Below are 16,749 nucleotides of genomic sequence, written 5' to 3'. Positions count from 1 at the left end.
CTAGGGAGGTGGTGATTGATCCTGTAAGGCTATAGCCTGAAGAATGCCCATGCCGGAATATCTCTGCTTACTCACCACAAGTAAAAGGAGACAAACCAACATGGGGCTTTACAGGAGTTCATCACATGTATATTGGCGTTGCAAATACCACATAGTCTGGACACCAAAATATCGATTCAGGATCCTCAAAGACAAGCTGGGCAAGGAGCTTTACAGGACAATCTACATTCTCTGCGGAATCAAGGATTGTGAAGTTCTGGAGTTAAATGTCCAGCCAGATCATGTACATCTAGTCGTCATCGTCCCACCTAAAATCTCAATATCAACGCTAATGGGCCATTTGAAAGGTCGCAGTGCCATCAGGCTCTACAATCGTTTTCCACACATCAGGAAGAAGCTCTGGGGAAACCATTTTTGGTCGCGTGGTTACTTTGTAGATACGGTAGGAGTGAACGAGGAAATTATCAGAAGATATGTGCGGCATCAGGAGAAAACGGAACAAACACATGAACAACAGATGGAATTGCTAGAGTAGTAAGCGGAAGGTGAAAGTAGCCCCCCTTACAGGGGGCATTTTCAAAAGCCACCTTCTAAGAAGGTGGTCTTTTACTATTCAATTCAGGAGTGACGTATAGCGATACCTGAAATGTACCATGATAAAATTTACAAGCGCTGGAGAATAAAACAAAAATACCCCTGCCTCTTATTATATAACCCGGCAGGATATTATGAAAAACCTTATTAGAACATGTTCTCTTTCAGCATTAATGATTAGCAGCCAGGGATGGTGTGGAAATACTGCAGTTGATTTACGCTTTGGTCATAACACCAACTCTGACGTTAATGACTCACGTATTAAAGTCATGCACCAGGCCGATAATGGATTTTATTTTTCCGTTGAGGCTGCACAAAATCACAATGACACATTTTTTGGCGATACCGATCGTAACGACCCCGATGATAAAGGTGTCACTGAAGCCGCTCAAGAAATAGAAACACGCTGGCGTTTTGATTTAGGCGATGGTTATGCAATTGCGCCGGGGATGGTTACTGTATTTACCACCAGCAACACGCATTACCGTCCCTTTATTCAAGGATGGAAGTCTTTTGATAATGGACTTAATCTCTCCGCGCGTTATCGCTATAACACCGTAAATGACTCACACAGTGACAGAGAATTAGACGGCAGCGGTTACACTCGCCGTCAATCTCACCAGTTCGATATCTGGTTTGCCTATAATATCGGCAAGTTTGGCATGTCTTATAATCCCCGCTTCCGCTGGCAGGATGGTGTCGACCAGGGAACGGGTGATGATACGTATTGGGAACATACCGTGGCGTTCAATTATAAACTGGACGATGGCTGGACCCCGTATGTTGAGCTAGTGTCTCTTGATAAAACCTACATCAATGACAACGGAAATCATGAAAATGATTACGCCGTGCGTCTGGGTATCGTTAAGCAACTCTGATGTTTTACGCCGCATCGTGTTGCAACAAATAGCAACCGATGCGGTCAACAACGGTCAACAACTCCAGTTGGCCTTCCCGTTGGTATAAGGAAATCGCATCTATATCAATGTCCAGGGGCCAACACAGCGTAGCCAGCGCCGCTAACGACGATTCTCTCCTGGTAATCGCAATTATTTTTAGCCCTTTTCGCAAAGCATTTCTTGCCATCTCAACTAAAGAAGCGGTTTCTCCCGATTTACTGATCAGCACCAGCGTTCCTCGCGAGACCCGGGTAAGCTGATGAATATCATTGAGAATCAAATGGGGTAAACTCGCCAGTGAAAGAAAGCGAGAAAGGTAATTCAAACTGGTCAGCGATGCACCACGTGAATATAAAAATATATGACTTGAATTACTCAGCAGGTTACATAATTGTATAATTACTTCTGTTTTTTCGTTGCCAACACTATATTTTACCGGTTCGGCAACACGTCTGTCTCGTGAAAATTTATAACGCAGTTCGGTATAACTCTGATACCCCATTTTCTTACACACCCGATTCACCGACGTCGTCGTCGTGAAGGTCTCGGTCGCAATCACTTTAGCGGAAATATCAGAAATTTCATGCGCATGGCACTGTATATATTCGAATATTAATCTTTCACTACCTTGAAAAGAATTCATAAAACAGCACTCTTTAACTAAAGATAGAATAATCATACTCGTATCTTATACCTGACACTGCAATGCGAATCACACTATCAGGATACAGGTATGCCCATACGCAATTAGTATCACCAAACGTTTAATGGTTCTTTTATTTCTCTTTATAATTTCCGCAGTCCTATTTTTAGAGATTTTACAATGACAAAACTAAAAATTGTTGCAGTAACGGCGTGCCCTACAGGTATCGCCCATACATTTATGGCGGCCAACAAAATTGTCACCTGGGCGAAAGAAAATGGCTTTGATGTTAAGGTAGAAACACAAGGAAGCGATGGGGTCAAAAATAAGCTTTCCCGGCAAGATATCGCCAGCGCTGACGCTGTCATACTGGCAACGGACGTTCCTATCCAGGATGCTGAACGATTCGCAAACACGCTACATCTTAAAATTCGTACCCAGGAACTGATTAAGAATACCGAGCGCTATATTCGCCAGGCGCTAGCCTTGAGCAAAGGCTCCACCCAAATAACTGACGAACCCGAAGAGCATCATTCCACATGGCAAATATTTATTGGCCATATTATGGCAGCAATCAGCTATATGCTGCCTGTTGTCGTTCTCGGTGGACTACTTATGGCGGTGGCGAAAATAACCGGGCAATTTATTCCCATCGCCGGAACGCCGTTCGAGGTGCTGGATAAACTGGGCTTTATGGTCATCAAGTTTATGTACCCGGTATTTGCCATGTACCTCGCCTTTTCAATTGCCGGGAAACCCGCTCTGATACCTGGTCTTATCGGCGGAATTATGTCTGACGAAGTCTACAAGCGCTTTTTTAATCTCGAAGGTTTTATGCCCTCGGGATTCTTTGGCGCAATCGCCATCGGTTTTTTTGTCGGTCATCTGGTGCAATGGCTCAACGATACAATAAAAGTACGTCAGCAAATCACCACCATAAAAACCATGCTGATCGTGCCACTGTGTACCGGTATTACACTGGTTATTGTGATGCAGTATCTGATTAACCCCATTTTTGGCGCGCTGAATCAGGCGATGGTGGCCTTTTTTACTTCCGCCGGAGACTCCGGGCGCAGCTTTTACTCGCTGATGATCGCAGCAGGTACCGCTTTCGACCTCGGCGGGCCAATTAACAAAGCTGCGGGGTCGGTGGCGCTGGGACTTAACGGCGTGAGCGATACCTTCGATTTAACAGCCAGAGAACTGGCTATCGTCATCCCTTCAATCGGCGTCGGCATTGCCGCATTGCTCAATAACCGCTTCGGTCTTCCTGATGTGTTCAATAATGAAGAAAAAACTATCGGTAGTACCTCACTACTGCTGGGATTCATTGGCATTTCCGAAGGCGCGATCCCCTTTATTCTGAAAAACCCGCGTCTGATCCCCGTCTTTATGGTCGGCGCAATGTCTGGCGCATTCATCGCCACAACGTTAGGTGTCAAACAATCCTTACCGCTACCTGCCGTTTGGGGATGGCCGCTCGCCACCAACGTCACCGGCTATCTGGTAAGCGTTTTCGCAGGCTCTCTGGTGTGCGCGTTGGGCGTACTTTTCTTCAGCCCGAAACTGGCAACAAATTCAGGAAAGTAAAATGAGTCATATCCATGTCATCGCCCACACGCACTGGGATCAAGAGTGGTATTTCACCTTGCAGGACAGCAATATCCTGGCATCGCGAAACTTTGCTGATGTTATTGATACATTAGAACGTTACGCCGATTACACCTGTTACCATTTCGACGGACAAACCGCCGTGGTTGAGGATTTTCTGGCCGTCAATCCGCAATACGTTGACCGCCTGAAGCTGCTAGTCAAAAACAAGCGGCTTTACATCGGCCCGTGGTACACCCAGACGGATACGTTCAACGTTCACGGCGAATCGATTATCCGCAACCTGAAGTACGGCATACTTTCCGCGCGTAAACTGGGCCACGCCATGATGGTGGGATATCTGCCCGATACCTTTGGTCATAACAGCCAGCTCCCGACGCTGCTTCGCGGATGCAACCTGGACAACATCGTGTTCTGGCGCGGCATTGATCATGACACGCAGGTTGCACAGAGCCAGTTTATCTGGCGTGCTCCGTCAGGTTCGCAAGTCATTGCCTGCGCAATGCTGTTTGGCTACGGGGCAGCCAAAAATATTCAACCGGACGATGCCCACCTGCAGGAAAAAATCTTTCCAATGGTGAATCTCATCCGCCAACGCGCCGGTCTGCATGACTTACTCCTGCCCTGCGGCGGCGATCAGGTCAATATTGATCCTCTGTTACCCGAGATTCTGCAGACGGTCAGCGAACGCTCCCCTACAGGCGATCGGTTCCAGATATCATCGCTGGAAGCGTTTGTTGATACGCTTCGTCAGCAAGCAGATGGATTTACCTGCTGGCAAGGCGAACTGAAATCCCCGCGCTATACCCGGATCCACAAAACCATCGGCTCCGTTCGTTACGACATTAAAAAGAAAAATTACGATATCGAACAATTTTTGTTGGGCAAGCTGGAACCGACTATTGCGCTGGCCCGCCATCATGATATTGATGTCAACCTCCAGTGGGTTGATCAAATCTGGAAAAACCTGTTACGCAACCATGCCCATGACTCCATAGGCGGGTGTAACAGTGATGCCACCAACCGGGATATCCTGCATCGCCTGGAACAGACGGAGCAGCTCAGCCATAGCCTGTGGAATCTGGTGATTAAAGAGCTGGCCATTGCCAGCAGCCAGGAGAACGACCTCTTTGTGGTGAACCCTGGCGCGACGCCCTGGTCCGGGGTTGTTAACGCCACGCTATATACCAGCACACCATCCCTTGAACTCTGCGCTGGCGAGCAGACTCTCTCATTTAGCATTATTGAACAAACAGAGCTTTCCGGTGGACGCGTGATTCAGGTTACGCCGCAGGGAGAAAAAGAGGTTGAGCTTCCGCCTTATTATCGCTCGCAGGTCGCTATCGACACGCAGGAACTGCCCGCACTGGGTTATATCAATATTGCCGTTCGCGAGGGCACGCACACGGTTTCTACGCTGCGCCCTTATGCCGAAAACCATATTGAAAATGACCATTATCGACTCAGCCTTGATGACGGAACACTGACGCTACGGGATAAACGTACCGGCAGAACGCTCTCCGACCTGCTGACCTTCGAAGATTGTGCGGATGCAGGTGACAGTTATGATTTTTCACCGCTGCAAGGTGATATCCCCAAAAATTTCAATGACTTCACGCTTCTCGCCTGCGAAAAGAGCCAGCACGTCGAGCGCTTAACGTTGGGCATCACGCTCAGCCTGCCTTATTCATTAAGCCAACGCGCGACACAAGCGTGTCCGATACAGGTTGTTTGCGAACTCCGCCAGGGCGAAACCCATCTTTTTATTGATGTCAGTCTGGAAAACAACGTTTGTGACCACCGCCTGCGCCTGCTGATCAACAGCGATATTCATACCCAGGAATCGATAGCCTCGCAGCCTTTCGGCATTATTCACCGCCCCATTGCCGACGCCCCTGCGAACTGGCAGCAACACTATCGCGAGAAGCCCGTCGATATTGAAACCAGCGAGGGAATTATCGCCATTGCGGAAAACGACAACGCGCTGGTCATAAACAGCCTGGGCATGAAAGAGTATCAGATCCTGCAAAACGCAACATCACAGGTGGCGCTGACGCTCTTCAAATCGACAGGCGTTCTGGGACGCGACGATCTGGCCTGGCGCCCCGGACGCGCTTCCGGCATCAATAATACCGTCGTTTACACGCCCGAGGCCCAGCTCCACAAGCCCCTGATCTTTAGCCTGACCCTGACACTTAGCGAGCGAGCCGACCATCTGACATTACGCCGCCTTGAGGCCAGAGCTTTACGTCAGCCTTTCAGCTGGCAGAACCAGAAATTGAATACGCTGGACAACCGTCTGGAGCGCTTCACGCTCAATTTCACACCGCGTTCACTGCCAGAAACTTTCAGTCTGCTGACGTTGCCTGAGCCGCTTATGCTCTCGGCGCTGCCACACGCCCAGACGATAAATGGAACAATATTACGTATTTTCAATGCCGGTGAGCATCCTGTTGAACTACCACCATTGCTGCAAGAAATGCCGCAGATTAACTATCTGGAAGAACCCGTTAAGCACTGCCGCGAAATTGCGCCTTTCGCCACATGCGATTTCCTTTTCTCACTGCCGGAGCGTGATGCAAAAGTATGAATATCTCCCCACATAAAGCATTTATCCGCGACACGCTGGCACAGCTCTATCCGCAAGCGGATCATCAGGCAATCGCAGCGAAGATTGAACAGCTTATCCAACGCTGGAAACCCAAAACGCAAACGACGATTCCGTTAGATCAAAGCCGTATCTGGATGATCGCCTATGGCGATAGCATCTGCGCGCAAGGGGAAAATCCCCTATCGATTCTCCACCAGTTTGCAAAACTGTGGTTGAAGGGGACGATCAGTGACATTCACCTGCTGCCGATGTTCCCGTGGACCTCCGATGACGGTTTTAGCGTGGTGGATTACCGACAGGTTGATCCCCATCTTGGGCAGTGGTCAGATATTGCCGCGCTGGCGGGCGATTTCAATTTAATGTTCGATTTTGTGATTAACCATATTTCACAGCAAAGCCGTTGGTTCCAGGGCTATTTGCATGGTGAGCCTCGCTACCAGAACTACTTTATCAACGCCGATCCGGATGAAAATTACAGCCGGATCACACGTCCGCGTACATCTCCTTTATTAACGCCATTCACGCTTAAAACAGGGGAAACGGCGCATATATGGACCACATTCAGCGCCGATCAAATTGATCTTAACTTCCGTGAACCCGAGGTTTTACTGGAAAGTATTGATATTCTTTTGGAATATGCTTCACGCGGTGCCCAGGCAATTCGACTCGATGCCGTCGGTTTCTTGTGGAAAGAGAAAAACAGCCGCTGCATTCATCTGCCGCAAACCCATCAGGTAATCAAACTCTGGCGGGCGATCCTGGAAGAGATCTGGCCTGACTGCCTGCTGATTACCGAAACCAATGTGCCACATCAGGAGAACATCAGCTATCTGGGTGCCGGGGATGAGGCTCATATGGTGTATCAATTCCCGCTACCACCGCTGACACTGCATGCCTGCCTGCGCGGCAACGCACGCTGGCTACGCCAGTGGGCGCAAAGCCTGGAGCAAGAAACCTTTCCTGCCAACACCACATTTTTCAATTTCCTCGCTAGCCATGACGGCATTGGCCTGCGACCTGTCGAAAACATCCTCTCGACGGAAGAAAAAGCGTTCCTGGTCAGTGAAGTAGAACGTAAGCAAGGACGAATTTCCTGGCGCACCAATCCAGACGGCAGCCAGTCGCCGTACGAGATGAACATTAACTTTCTGAGCGCGTTAAGCGAACCGGGAGAAGCTCCCGACACGCAGGTTGCCAGATTTGCCGCCGCTCACGCCATCCTCTTTATGTTGCAGGGCGTTCCTGCAATTTACTACCACAGCCTTCTCGGTAGCGAAAATGATATCGCAGGGTTGAACGCGTCAGGGATCAATCGCCGTATTAACCGTGAAAAACTAGATTTCGCCGCCACGCATCAGGCATTAGTCACGCCAGAATCCCGACAAGCGAAGATCTATGCCGCACTAACGACATTACTGCGCATTCGCCAACAACATCCCGCGTTCTCACCGGCAGCCGCTCAACAAGTCCTTACACTGCCGGATGCGCTATTTGGCGTCAAACGCCACCACCAGACAGAGGAAGAAACTGTCTACGGTATTGTGAATGTCACTGGCGCATCACAAACACTTCTCTTACCCGTGACGGGGACAGATCTCCTGACAGGAACCCCCTTTAATGGCGTTTGCGAACTGGCGGGCTGGCAAACGATCTGGATCCACGTCAAGGCACAACCGGAGGCATAAAACATGGAATTGTCCACACTGACTCGTCAGGCGTTAATTTTTATCGATCCGCCGCAATCGTCCCCCGATGCGATCATCCGGTATATGTCTTCAGCATTGTCTGAATGCGGACTCATTACCAATAAAGACGCTTTTATTGACAGCGTTCTGCGCCGTGAAAATGAAGGACCGACCGCGCTGGGAGAAGAGCTGGCCGTCCCTCACGGAAAATGTGATTCCGTCGTGCAGGCGTCGTTCTGCGTCGCCCTTTTTCCCGAGCCAATACTGTGGCCGGGTCTTGAAGGACCTGAACCAGTACGGTTAGTGTTCCTGCTGGCGATCCCGCCAAATGAAGCGGGTACAACGCATATGCAACTGCTCACCCAGCTCACCTCGTCGCTGGTTGAGGATGAGATGCGAAACGCCATGCTTAACGCTACGTCTGCCGAAGAAGTACTGGCGCTGCTCTCGACTGGAACGACACCAGCTCAGGAAGTGCCAGAAAACCGCGTGAAGAGCAGTTACCTTGTACCACTCATTCTGGGTCTCGTCGCCTCGGCAGCCTTCATTAATGCAGGTATCCACTGGATGCAGTCGCTGCCGTCATAGTGTGTTCCGGGCAGCAGATGCCTGCCCGGCTTTACCCTACTGTTTTTGTTGAATAATTAATCAGAATTTTCTGCCCATAATTTACAATCGCTGTACTGCCCGTCATCTGTACGCTCCGATTTTTACTTTGCGCTACATCAAATAAACCGTAAACATCCTTGATGCAAATCACTACATATAGAACTTAAAATGCACGCCGACCCAATATGTTGTATTAATCGACTACAATTGCTACAACTACAGTGCACCGCTTTACGGTGAAATTGTGGATAAAGTGGGTCAGGATTGCGGGAAGTCATTGGCAATAGAGATGAATAAAGCCATGGCCGCTTCCCCAACCTCTGTGGATAACCTGTTCTTATAAATATGGAGTGATCATGACACCGCATGTGATGAAACGAGATGGCTGTAAAGTGCCGTTTAAATCAGAGCGCATCAAAGAAGCCATTCTGCGTGCAGCTAAAGCAGCGGGAGTCGATGACGCAGATTACTGTGCCACCGTCGCAGAAGTCGTTAGTAGCCAGATGAATGAGCGCAGCCAGGTCGATATCAACGAGATCCAGACAGCGGTAGAAAACCAGCTGATGTCTGGTCCGTACAAACAACTCGCCCGTGCGTACATCGAATATCGCCACGACCGTGATATACAGCGTGAAAAGCGTGGCCGTCTGAACCAGGAAATTCGTGGTCTGGTTGAGCAAACCAACTCTGCTCTGCTGAACGAAAACGCCAACAAAGACAGCAAAGTGATCCCGACCCAGCGTGACCTGCTGGCCGGTATCGTCGCCAAACACTATGCGCGTCAGCACCTGCTGCCGCGTGATGTCGTCCAGGCGCACGAGCGTGGTGATATTCACTATCACGATCTCGACTACTCTCCGTTCTTCCCAATGTTTAACTGCATGCTGATCGACCTGAAAGGCATGCTGACGCAGGGCTTTAAGATGGGTAACGCGGAGATTGAGCCGCCAAAATCCATCTCCACCGCGACGGCCGTCACCGCGCAAATTATCGCGCAGGTTGCCAGCCATATTTATGGCGGTACCACCATTAACCGTATTGACGAAGTTCTCGCACCATTCGTGACCGAGAGCTTTAACAAGCATCGCAAAACCGCTGAAGAGTGGCAGATCCCGGATGCCGACGGTTATGCGCATTCCCGTACCGAGAAAGAGTGCTACGACGCATTCCAGTCCCTCGAGTATGAAGTGAATACCCTGCATACCGCTAACGGTCAGACGCCGTTCGTCACCTTCGGTTTTGGCCTGGGAACCAGTTGGGAATCACGTTTGATCCAGCAGTCCATTCTGCGTAATCGCATTGCGGGCCTCGGTAAAAATCGTAAAACCGCCGTGTTCCCGAAACTGGTGTTCGCCATTCGCGACGGCCTGAACCACAAGTTTGGCGATCCGAACTACGACATCAAACAGCTGGCGCTGGAGTGCGCAAGCAAGCGTATGTATCCGGACATCCTGAACTACGATCAGGTAGTGAAAGTGACCGGTTCGTTCAAAACGCCGATGGGCTGTCGCAGCTTCCTCGGCGTGTGGGAAAACGAGAACGGCGAACAGGTTCACGACGGGCGTAACAACCTCGGCGTTATCAGCCTCAACCTGCCGCGTATCGCGCTGGAAGCCCACGGCGATGAAGCCACCTTCTGGAAACTGCTCGACGATCGACTGGTGCTGGCACGTAAAGCGCTGATGACCCGCATTGCGCGTCTGGAAGGCGTGAAAGCCCGCGTGGCGCCAATCCTGTATATGGAAGGTGCCTGCGGCGTGCGTCTGAAAGCGGACGATGACGTGTCAGAAATCTTTAAAAACGGTCGCGCGTCTATCTCGCTGGGTTACATCGGCATTCACGAAACCATTAACGCACTGTTTGGTGACAAACATCTGTACGACAGCGAGCAGCTTCGCGCCAAAGCTATCGCCATTGTCGAACGCCTGCGTCAGGCAGTCGATCAGTGGAAAGACGAGACCGGCTACGGCTTCAGCCTGTACAGCACGCCGAGCGAAAACCTGTGCGATCGTTTCTGTCGTCTGGATACCGCCGAGTTTGGTGTGGTGCCAGGCGTCACCGACAAAGGTTACTACACCAACAGCTTCCACCTCGACGTGGAGAAAAAGGTTAACCCGTACGACAAGATCGATTTCGAAGCGCCATACCCGCCGCTGGCGAATGGAGGCTTCATTTGCTACGGCGAATACCCGAATATTCAGCACAACCTGAAAGCACTGGAAGACGTCTGGGATTACAGCTATCAGCACGTGCCGTATTACGGGACCAACACGCCAATTGATGAATGCTACGAGTGCGGCTTTACCGGTGAGTTCGAGTGCACCAGCAAAGGCTTTACCTGCCCGAAATGTGGTAACCACGACGCCGCGCGCGTGTCGGTCACCCGCCGCGTCTGCGGATATTTAGGCAGCCCGGACGCCCGTCCGTTTAACGCCGGTAAGCAGGAAGAAGTGAAGCGCCGCGTTAAGCATTTGGGTAATGGGCAGATAGGTTAATTTCGACAGTATTATTGCCCGGCAATGCGATGCTTTTCGGGCCATTTTTTCCGCAACGCAATTCACGTCATAGCAAGGCAGCAAATGAGTGGGTCCCGGGGAGCTTACATAAGTAAGTGACTCGGGCGCACGAATGCAGCTAACGCAGCTATGGCGCGAATTGATAAGCGGATGAGAAGCGAAAATGAACTTTCACCAATACTATCCCGTCGACATCGTTAACGGCCCCGGTACCCGCTGCACGCTGTTTGTGTCCGGGTGCGTGCATGAATGTCCCGGTTGCTATAACAAAAGCACCTGGCGGCTCAATTCCGGCGAGCCATTTACCAAAGAGATGGAAGACAAGATCATTGCCGATCTGAACGATACGCGAATCAAGCGTCAGGGGATCTCGCTCTCCGGTGGCGATCCGCTACATCCGCAAAACGTGCCGGAAATCCTGCAACTAGTGCAGCGCGTTCGCGCTGAGTGCCCCGGCAAAGATATCTGGGTGTGGACCGGCTACAAGCTCGATGAACTCAACGCCGCGCAAATGCAGGTGGTCGATCTCATCAACGTACTGGTCGATGGCAAATACGTGCAGGATCTTAAAGACCCGGCGCTGATCTGGCGAGGTAGCAGCAACCAGGTTGTGCATCATTTGCGTTAATTTTCAGGCGGTAAACATTCTGTTATCCGCCTATCAAAAACGGCTCACGCACTCCATGGCGACCGTTTTGAACTCGGTGAAATTCCGGCATGCGCAGAGCCGCGTCATGGCGCGTTCACGCAGGAAGGTGACGAAAATATCGTAGATCGCCATCGCTTCTTCGTACTCGCTTTTACTGATGGCGAGCAGGAAGATCACGTGCGCGGTTTCATCACCCCAGGCAATGCCCTGCGGGGCGAGGATAGTGTAAACCACCGTTTTCTTGGCCAGCAGACCGAGGGCGTGCGGCAGGGCAATGCTGTCACCCAGCATGGTGCTGACGATGGCCTCACGCTCAACCACTGAATCAAGGAACTCCGCGTCGACAAAACCTTCATCCTGCAACTGACGGCATAAGGTTTTGAACAACGTTTGTTGATCCATTGGCTCGTCAATTACACGAAAATGGGCGGCATCGAAGAATTTGTTCAACATCCACGGGCGGGTTCTGTCCACCAGCACCAGTTTGCCAATTTGCTCGAGTTGATAATCGGTCGGAAACGGCGCAATCATCGCTACGGGCTTATCTTTCTCACCGATCCGCGCGGTAGAGATAACAAAATCTTCGCTAATGCTTTCCCGCTGTTCGTAGTCACGCAGCGTCACGGTATCGACGATCTCTATCTGCGGATACTTACGCGCCAGCACCGCTTCAATCATCCGCGCCATCGCATTTCCGGCATCGCATACCAGCAGAACCTTCGGCTGTCTCTGGTAACCGATGTTGTAACTACGCTCCAGCCCGACGCCAATATGCAGCACGAGGAAGCCGATCTCATTTTCACTGATGGTGTACGGCGTATATTTTCCCCATCCCGAGACGGCAGCCAGCGTCATGTCCCACGCCATGGGGTAGTGCTGTTTAATATTTTCCAGCAGCGGATTGGGGATCATTATCTGGTAACGCACGCGGGTGATCATCGTCTTAATATGCGTCAGCAGATCAGCATGTAACTGTTTGTCATTCAACAGGTTGTAGTTGTACTGGGTGTTGATAAAACGCAGGATGTAATTGACCAACGCTTCGTCATCATCCGCGTTGATAGCACTGGGCGCGATCTCTTGTACCTGGCGGGCAGCAATATGCACCTGTAGCCAGTTTTCTTCGGAAACGGAAAGCGGTTTGTCTGCCAGGCGGTGCAATACCGCCGCGATTTCCCGCGTGGCCAGGCACACCGATTGATCGGCCTCTTCTGCGGCAAAATCCGGGAGTGGATACCCTTCGCTAATCCGCCGTACCGCCACCGCGCAGTACAAGCGTAAAAACAGCTCGCCCTCATCGGTCAGACGAATATGGAAACGGGCAAAAATGTCCTGCAAAACGGGCTGTAACTGCTCAGGGATCCCGGCATTCAGCGCTTCTTGCGTCACTAACGGGTGCTGCGGATCCTGCTGTGCCAGCGTCCACAGCAGATCGGTCAAACAGGCGCGAATCGCCATTTCGCTGCCGAACAGTTTCATGCCGTGACGGGGACGCGTTTCCAGCGTCAGATGATAACATTGCAGATGCTCGCGCACCTCAGCCATATCGTTTTGCAGCGTCGCGCGGCTGATAAACCATTCATCAGCCAAATCTTCCAGCTTTAGCGAGAAAGCCGACGTCAGAAAACGCACCACCAGCCAGTGTATCCGTTCCTGGCTGGTTCGAGGGATGCGTAGCAACGCGTTAGGCTGCTGCGTTTGCAGGGTGTTATAACTTGCCGGGTCGTCAATTTTGAGCTGATAACCGTTACCCCGGCTGAGGACAAACTGTGCGCCGTACTGGGTGAGCAGCGCGTTTAGCGCGGTGATATCCGCCCGTACGGTGCGTGTGGAAACCGACAACCGCTGCGCCAGCTCGTCCTGTGGAAGCGCTTCGTTTTGCAACATGTCAAACAGCTGTGCTAAACGTTGGTTGGGGAATCGCACGTCAGTTTCCTCATCAGTCAGTTAGCCTACGCAGGCCCGGGTCATCGCCATCAGCTGGCGTACGTCATCCGGACGAGTGTTACCACTCACCTTATCAATAATCGAACTATAGATGTGAGGAATGATTTTACTCACTCCGGCATCGAGGGCAATCTGCAGGATTTCAGTGAAATTATCCAGATCGATACCGCCGGTTGGCTCCAGCCAGAAGTCATGACGGGCGCAGGCCTGCGCTACGGCAATGTACTCTTCACGGCATTTCAGGCCGCCCATCGGGAAGTATTTAATCGAGCTACCGCCCATATCTTTGAGCAGCGCAATCGCGGTTTCTACCGGCACAATACCGTCCGGCGTCTGGCTGCTCAGCGGACCGGTGGAGATTTTCACCCTGCCCGGCATGCCGGTTGGCGAGACCAGACCGTTGACTACTGTATCCTGCTGGCCCAGCAGCGCGCGACTGGTGGCCACACCGGTAAAGACCTGATTAACATGCTGCGGCTGTACCTGACGGGAAATTTCACTGACCATCGCCGACTGGTTAGGATCGCCCGCCCCCAGCCCCACGGAGAGCGCATTGTCGATAAGCGCTGCGTATTCACGCATATCCGCTACTGCGCTTGCGACATCCGGGTAATTTTTTGACAACACACCAACCAGCACGTGTCCTTCCGCCGCCGCGTAAATATCCCGGGCATTTTCTTTGGAGCCTGCCAGCACGTTCAGGCAGACGCGGTCGCGATAAAAGTTAGGGGTCAGTTTCATACTTCTTTCTCCTGCGAAATCACTTCACCAATTCGACGGGCCACAATCTCCAGCTGCGCACGATCGACGCTGCGCACATCGGCTTCGATAATGCCTTCGTTAGCTTTGTAACCACGGAAGTAAATCGCGTACTCGCCTTGTTTCAGGGCTTCAACCAGTTCGCCCGTGGCGATCCCGGTTACCGCTTCATCAAACTTAATTTCCGTGCGTGCGATGTCGCGCCCTGCGCTATCCCACACCACGCGGGCGCTCACGCCGTTAAGCTGGTTCAACGCATTAATGAACGGCGTCATTTTCTCGACCATCTCCGCGCCACTCTCTTTCTGTGCGTTCAGATACAGTTCGATAGCGCAGGTCAGGCCAAGAATTCCCTCTTTCCCCACCTTCATCGCCCGGCCAATTCCCGCCGTCTGGCGCTTCACCCACTCAACATATTGGGTTTTACCTATCACCAGACCGCTGGTTGGTCCTTCAATCGCCTTCGCGCCGCTATAAATAACCAGATCTGCGCCAACCCGGTAGTAGCACTGCAAATCCTCTTCCGCCGCCGCATCCACGATCAGCGGCAGGTTATGCGTACGCGCCACCACCGCAGCCTGCTCCACGCTGAGCATACTTTTCTGGACGCAGTGGTGAGATTTGATATACAGAATGGCCGCCGTACGCGGTGTAATGGCTGCAGCCAGCTGCGCCGCGGAACATTCGTTGGCATAACCAGCCTCCACTAACTTACCGCCGCCAAGCGCCACCATGGTACCCACCGGAGCGCCAAAGTTGACGTTGTGGCCTCTGGGCAGCACGATTTCGTTGTTCTCGATGGGCGTGACGTGCAGGTTCTCCAGCAGCCAGTCGCTGTCTTTAACCAATACGCCAGCCACCGACAGGGCGATCCCCGCCGAGGCGCAGGAGACAACGGTTGCCCCTTCCACTTCCAGCAATTTCGCGATGTAGTCGCCGGTTTTATTGACCAGGTCTTTCATCTCAAAGTATTGATTCATCCCCGCCATCGCCGCTTCAACCACTTCTGGTCGCGGCGTGGAAACGCCAAGCGCCGTCATGCGGCCGGAGGTATTAATCACCTGTTTTAAATCGTATTTCTCAAAAATCGAAGGCATGTTCCGCGCTCCCTTGTTCGGTCATATAGCCCTTGCCCGCACGTATTGCGGCAAGCGGCACCAGCAGTTGTTCAGCCTGCAGGCTGTCGTTTTCTGCATCTACCAGCACGGTTGGCTGGCGCTTAAGCGTAAAGAGGGTTAAATCAGCATCCAGACCGACCTGCAGTCGCCCCTTCTGTTTCAGGCGCAGGCCGTCGGCAGCATTGGCGGTAACGCACTCAATAACCTGCGGAAGCGACATCCCAATGGCGAGAAATTTCGACATCACATTCGCCAGAGAATGCACCGGGCCGCTGATACGGTTGCGACAGTAAATATCGGAACTGATGGTGTGTGGCAAAATCCCCAGTTCAATAGCGCGTTTTGCCACCGCAAAGCTCAGGCTGGCGGTGCCATGCCCAACGTCCAGACGCACGCCGCGTGAAATCGCCCGCGTCACTGACGCCCGCAACTCGCCTTGCGGCGTCAGAATGCGGTTCGGCTTACCGTTGTAGCAGTGGGTAATGATGTCACCCGCGCTCAGGCGCTCGGCGATCTCATCCAGGTCCGGCGGGTTGTTGCCAATGTGCACCATCAGCGGCAGGTCGCCGTTCTCTTTTTGCATCGCTTTGGCGCGATCCAGCGGGGTGATGCCATTTTCACCGACTACGCTGCTACTCATACGTGCCTTCAGACCGACGATAAAATCAGGGTGGCGTTTCACCGCCTCTCGCACCGCATCAGCGTCAATATTGGCCATGTTGGCCAGCTCGTTCTGGGCGATAAGCCCAACGCGAGAGATATTAAGCAACGCATACACTTCGGTGGCAGCTTCCCGGGTCAGGGTGTAAAAATCGTCGATGTCATCGGACCCGGTACTGCCCGCATCCACCACAGTAGTGACGCCAGTCGCAATACCGACGCTATCCGGCTGGTCGTGGTAAATCGGGGATTTCGGGTAGCAATGAACGTGGGAGTCAATCCAGCCTGCGCTGACGTAGCACTCGCCGCCCAGCTCAATGGTTTTCAGCGCCGGGCCATCAACGTCGCCCAACGCCGCGATCTTGCCGTCTTTGAGCGCAATATCGCTCACCGTATCGTCAACGAGGCGCGCACGGCGCAGGAGTAAATCAAACATCGCTCTCTCCTA

Annotated in this window: 13 protein-coding genes; 8 read left to right on the top strand and 5 right to left on the bottom strand. The window is 52.0% G+C overall.

Annotation, left to right across the window (positions count from 1 at the left end; translation table 11 throughout):
- The first annotated feature begins 100 nt into the window (after positions 1-100).
- Positions 101-535 (top strand): IS200/IS605 family transposase, encoded by a 435-nt coding sequence (tnpA, locus tag OGV71_RS19145; protein WP_041162689.1) that lies wholly within the window; start codon positions 101-103, stop codon positions 533-535.
- A 193-nt stretch (positions 536-728) separates the two neighbouring features.
- On the top strand, positions 729-1,472 hold the full coding sequence (locus tag OGV71_RS19140; RefSeq protein WP_071696509.1) for an oligogalacturonate-specific porin KdgM family protein: 744 nt from the start codon (positions 729-731) through the stop codon (positions 1,470-1,472).
- A 4-nt stretch (positions 1,473-1,476) separates the two neighbouring features.
- On the opposite strand, the gene OGV71_RS19135 is transcribed toward OGV71_RS19140, so the two are convergent.
- On the bottom strand, positions 1,477-2,136 hold the full coding sequence (locus OGV71_RS19135; RefSeq protein ID WP_003844915.1) for a MurR/RpiR family transcriptional regulator: 660 nt from the start codon (positions 2,134-2,136) through the stop codon (positions 1,477-1,479).
- 180 nt (positions 2,137-2,316) lie between these two features.
- Here OGV71_RS19135 and OGV71_RS19130 point away from each other — a divergent pair, with 180 nt between their 5' ends.
- The 6 genes from OGV71_RS19130 (at position 2,317) to nrdG (ending at position 11,796) form a co-directional block, all read left to right on the top strand.
- Entirely contained in the window at positions 2,317-3,726 is a 1,410-nt protein-coding gene (locus OGV71_RS19130) for a PTS fructose transporter subunit IIC (RefSeq protein ID WP_204584192.1), read from the top strand.
- Between the two features lies 1 nt (position 3,727).
- Positions 3,728-6,337 (top strand): glycoside hydrolase family 38 N-terminal domain-containing protein, encoded by a 2,610-nt coding sequence (locus tag OGV71_RS19125; protein WP_204584194.1) that lies wholly within the window; start codon positions 3,728-3,730, stop codon positions 6,335-6,337.
- A complete protein-coding gene (locus OGV71_RS19120) occupies positions 6,334-8,043 on the top strand; it encodes a sugar phosphorylase (protein ID WP_199400142.1) in 1,710 nt (569 codons plus the stop codon). Before OGV71_RS19125 ends, OGV71_RS19120 begins: the two co-directional genes overlap by 4 nt.
- Before the next feature lie 3 nt (positions 8,044-8,046).
- The gene (locus OGV71_RS19115; RefSeq protein WP_071696505.1) at positions 8,047-8,631 is read left to right on the top strand and encodes a fructose PTS transporter subunit IIA; all 585 of its coding nucleotides are present in this window, start codon (positions 8,047-8,049) and stop codon (positions 8,629-8,631) included.
- Positions 8,632-9,008: 377 nt separating this feature from the next.
- The gene (gene nrdD, locus OGV71_RS19110) at positions 9,009-11,147 is read left to right on the top strand and encodes an anaerobic ribonucleoside-triphosphate reductase (protein ID WP_048234081.1); all 2,139 of its coding nucleotides are present in this window, start codon (positions 9,009-9,011) and stop codon (positions 11,145-11,147) included.
- Positions 11,148-11,331: 184 nt separating this feature from the next.
- Positions 11,332-11,796 (top strand): anaerobic ribonucleoside-triphosphate reductase-activating protein, encoded by a 465-nt coding sequence (gene nrdG / locus OGV71_RS19105; protein ID WP_003839580.1) that lies wholly within the window; start codon positions 11,332-11,334, stop codon positions 11,794-11,796.
- Positions 11,797-11,829: 33 nt separating this feature from the next.
- On the opposite strand, the gene OGV71_RS19100 is transcribed toward nrdG, so the two are convergent.
- Genes OGV71_RS19100 through OGV71_RS19085 form a run of 4 tightly spaced genes read right to left on the bottom strand, consistent with a single transcriptional unit; the run spans position 11,830 to position 16,737 of the window.
- A complete protein-coding gene (locus tag OGV71_RS19100; RefSeq protein WP_204584196.1) occupies positions 11,830-13,743 on the bottom strand; it encodes a BglG family transcription antiterminator in 1,914 nt (637 codons plus the stop codon).
- Positions 13,744-13,764: 21 nt separating this feature from the next.
- Positions 13,765-14,505 (bottom strand): 2-dehydro-3-deoxy-phosphogluconate aldolase, encoded by a 741-nt coding sequence (dagF, locus tag OGV71_RS19095; RefSeq protein WP_003025772.1) that lies wholly within the window; start codon positions 14,503-14,505, stop codon positions 13,765-13,767.
- The gene (locus tag OGV71_RS19090) at positions 14,502-15,620 is read right to left on the bottom strand and encodes a DgaE family pyridoxal phosphate-dependent ammonia lyase (protein ID WP_048219848.1); all 1,119 of its coding nucleotides are present in this window, start codon (positions 15,618-15,620) and stop codon (positions 14,502-14,504) included. The genes dagF and OGV71_RS19090 overlap by 4 nt, the downstream gene beginning before the upstream one ends.
- Complete coding sequence (locus tag OGV71_RS19085; protein ID WP_032948404.1) at positions 15,604-16,737, bottom strand: amidohydrolase/deacetylase family metallohydrolase; 1,134 nt, start codon at positions 16,735-16,737, stop codon at positions 15,604-15,606. The genes OGV71_RS19090 and OGV71_RS19085 overlap by 17 nt, the downstream gene beginning before the upstream one ends.
- Between the last annotated feature and the right edge of the window lie 12 nt (positions 16,738-16,749).

Source organism: Citrobacter sp. Cf088 (assembly GCF_030334295.1).
GTDB classification, from domain to species: Bacteria; Pseudomonadota; Gammaproteobacteria; order Enterobacterales; family Enterobacteriaceae; genus Citrobacter; species Citrobacter freundii.
Note: the sequence above shows the minus strand (reverse complement) of the source record. Positions and strands in the feature narration are given on the sequence as shown.

Bases quoted from the DNA above. Each gene is read 5' to 3' on its own strand.
- nrdG (WP_003839580.1), top strand. From the start codon at position 11,332: ATGAACTTTCACCAATACTATCCCGTCGACATCGTTAACGGCCCCGGT.
- nrdD (WP_048234081.1), top strand. From the start codon at position 9,009: ATGACACCGCATGTGATGAAACGAGATGGCTGTAAAGTGCCGTTTAAA.
- OGV71_RS19085 (WP_032948404.1), bottom strand. From the start codon at position 16,737: ATGTTTGATTTACTCCTGCGCCGTGCGCGCCTCGTTGACGATACGGTG.
- tnpA (WP_041162689.1), top strand. From the start codon at position 101: ATGGGGCTTTACAGGAGTTCATCACATGTATATTGGCGTTGCAAATAC.
- OGV71_RS19140 (WP_071696509.1), top strand. From the start codon at position 729: ATGAAAAACCTTATTAGAACATGTTCTCTTTCAGCATTAATGATTAGC.
- OGV71_RS19115 (WP_071696505.1), top strand. From the start codon at position 8,047: ATGGAATTGTCCACACTGACTCGTCAGGCGTTAATTTTTATCGATCCG.
- dagF (WP_003025772.1), bottom strand. From the start codon at position 14,505: ATGAAACTGACCCCTAACTTTTATCGCGACCGCGTCTGCCTGAACGTG.
- OGV71_RS19090 (WP_048219848.1), bottom strand. From the start codon at position 15,620: ATGCCTTCGATTTTTGAGAAATACGATTTAAAACAGGTGATTAATACC.
- OGV71_RS19130 (WP_204584192.1), top strand. From the start codon at position 2,317: ATGACAAAACTAAAAATTGTTGCAGTAACGGCGTGCCCTACAGGTATC.
- OGV71_RS19120 (WP_199400142.1), top strand. From the start codon at position 6,334: ATGAATATCTCCCCACATAAAGCATTTATCCGCGACACGCTGGCACAG.
- OGV71_RS19125 (WP_204584194.1), top strand. From the start codon at position 3,728: ATGAGTCATATCCATGTCATCGCCCACACGCACTGGGATCAAGAGTGG.
- OGV71_RS19135 (WP_003844915.1), bottom strand. From the start codon at position 2,136: ATGAATTCTTTTCAAGGTAGTGAAAGATTAATATTCGAATATATACAG.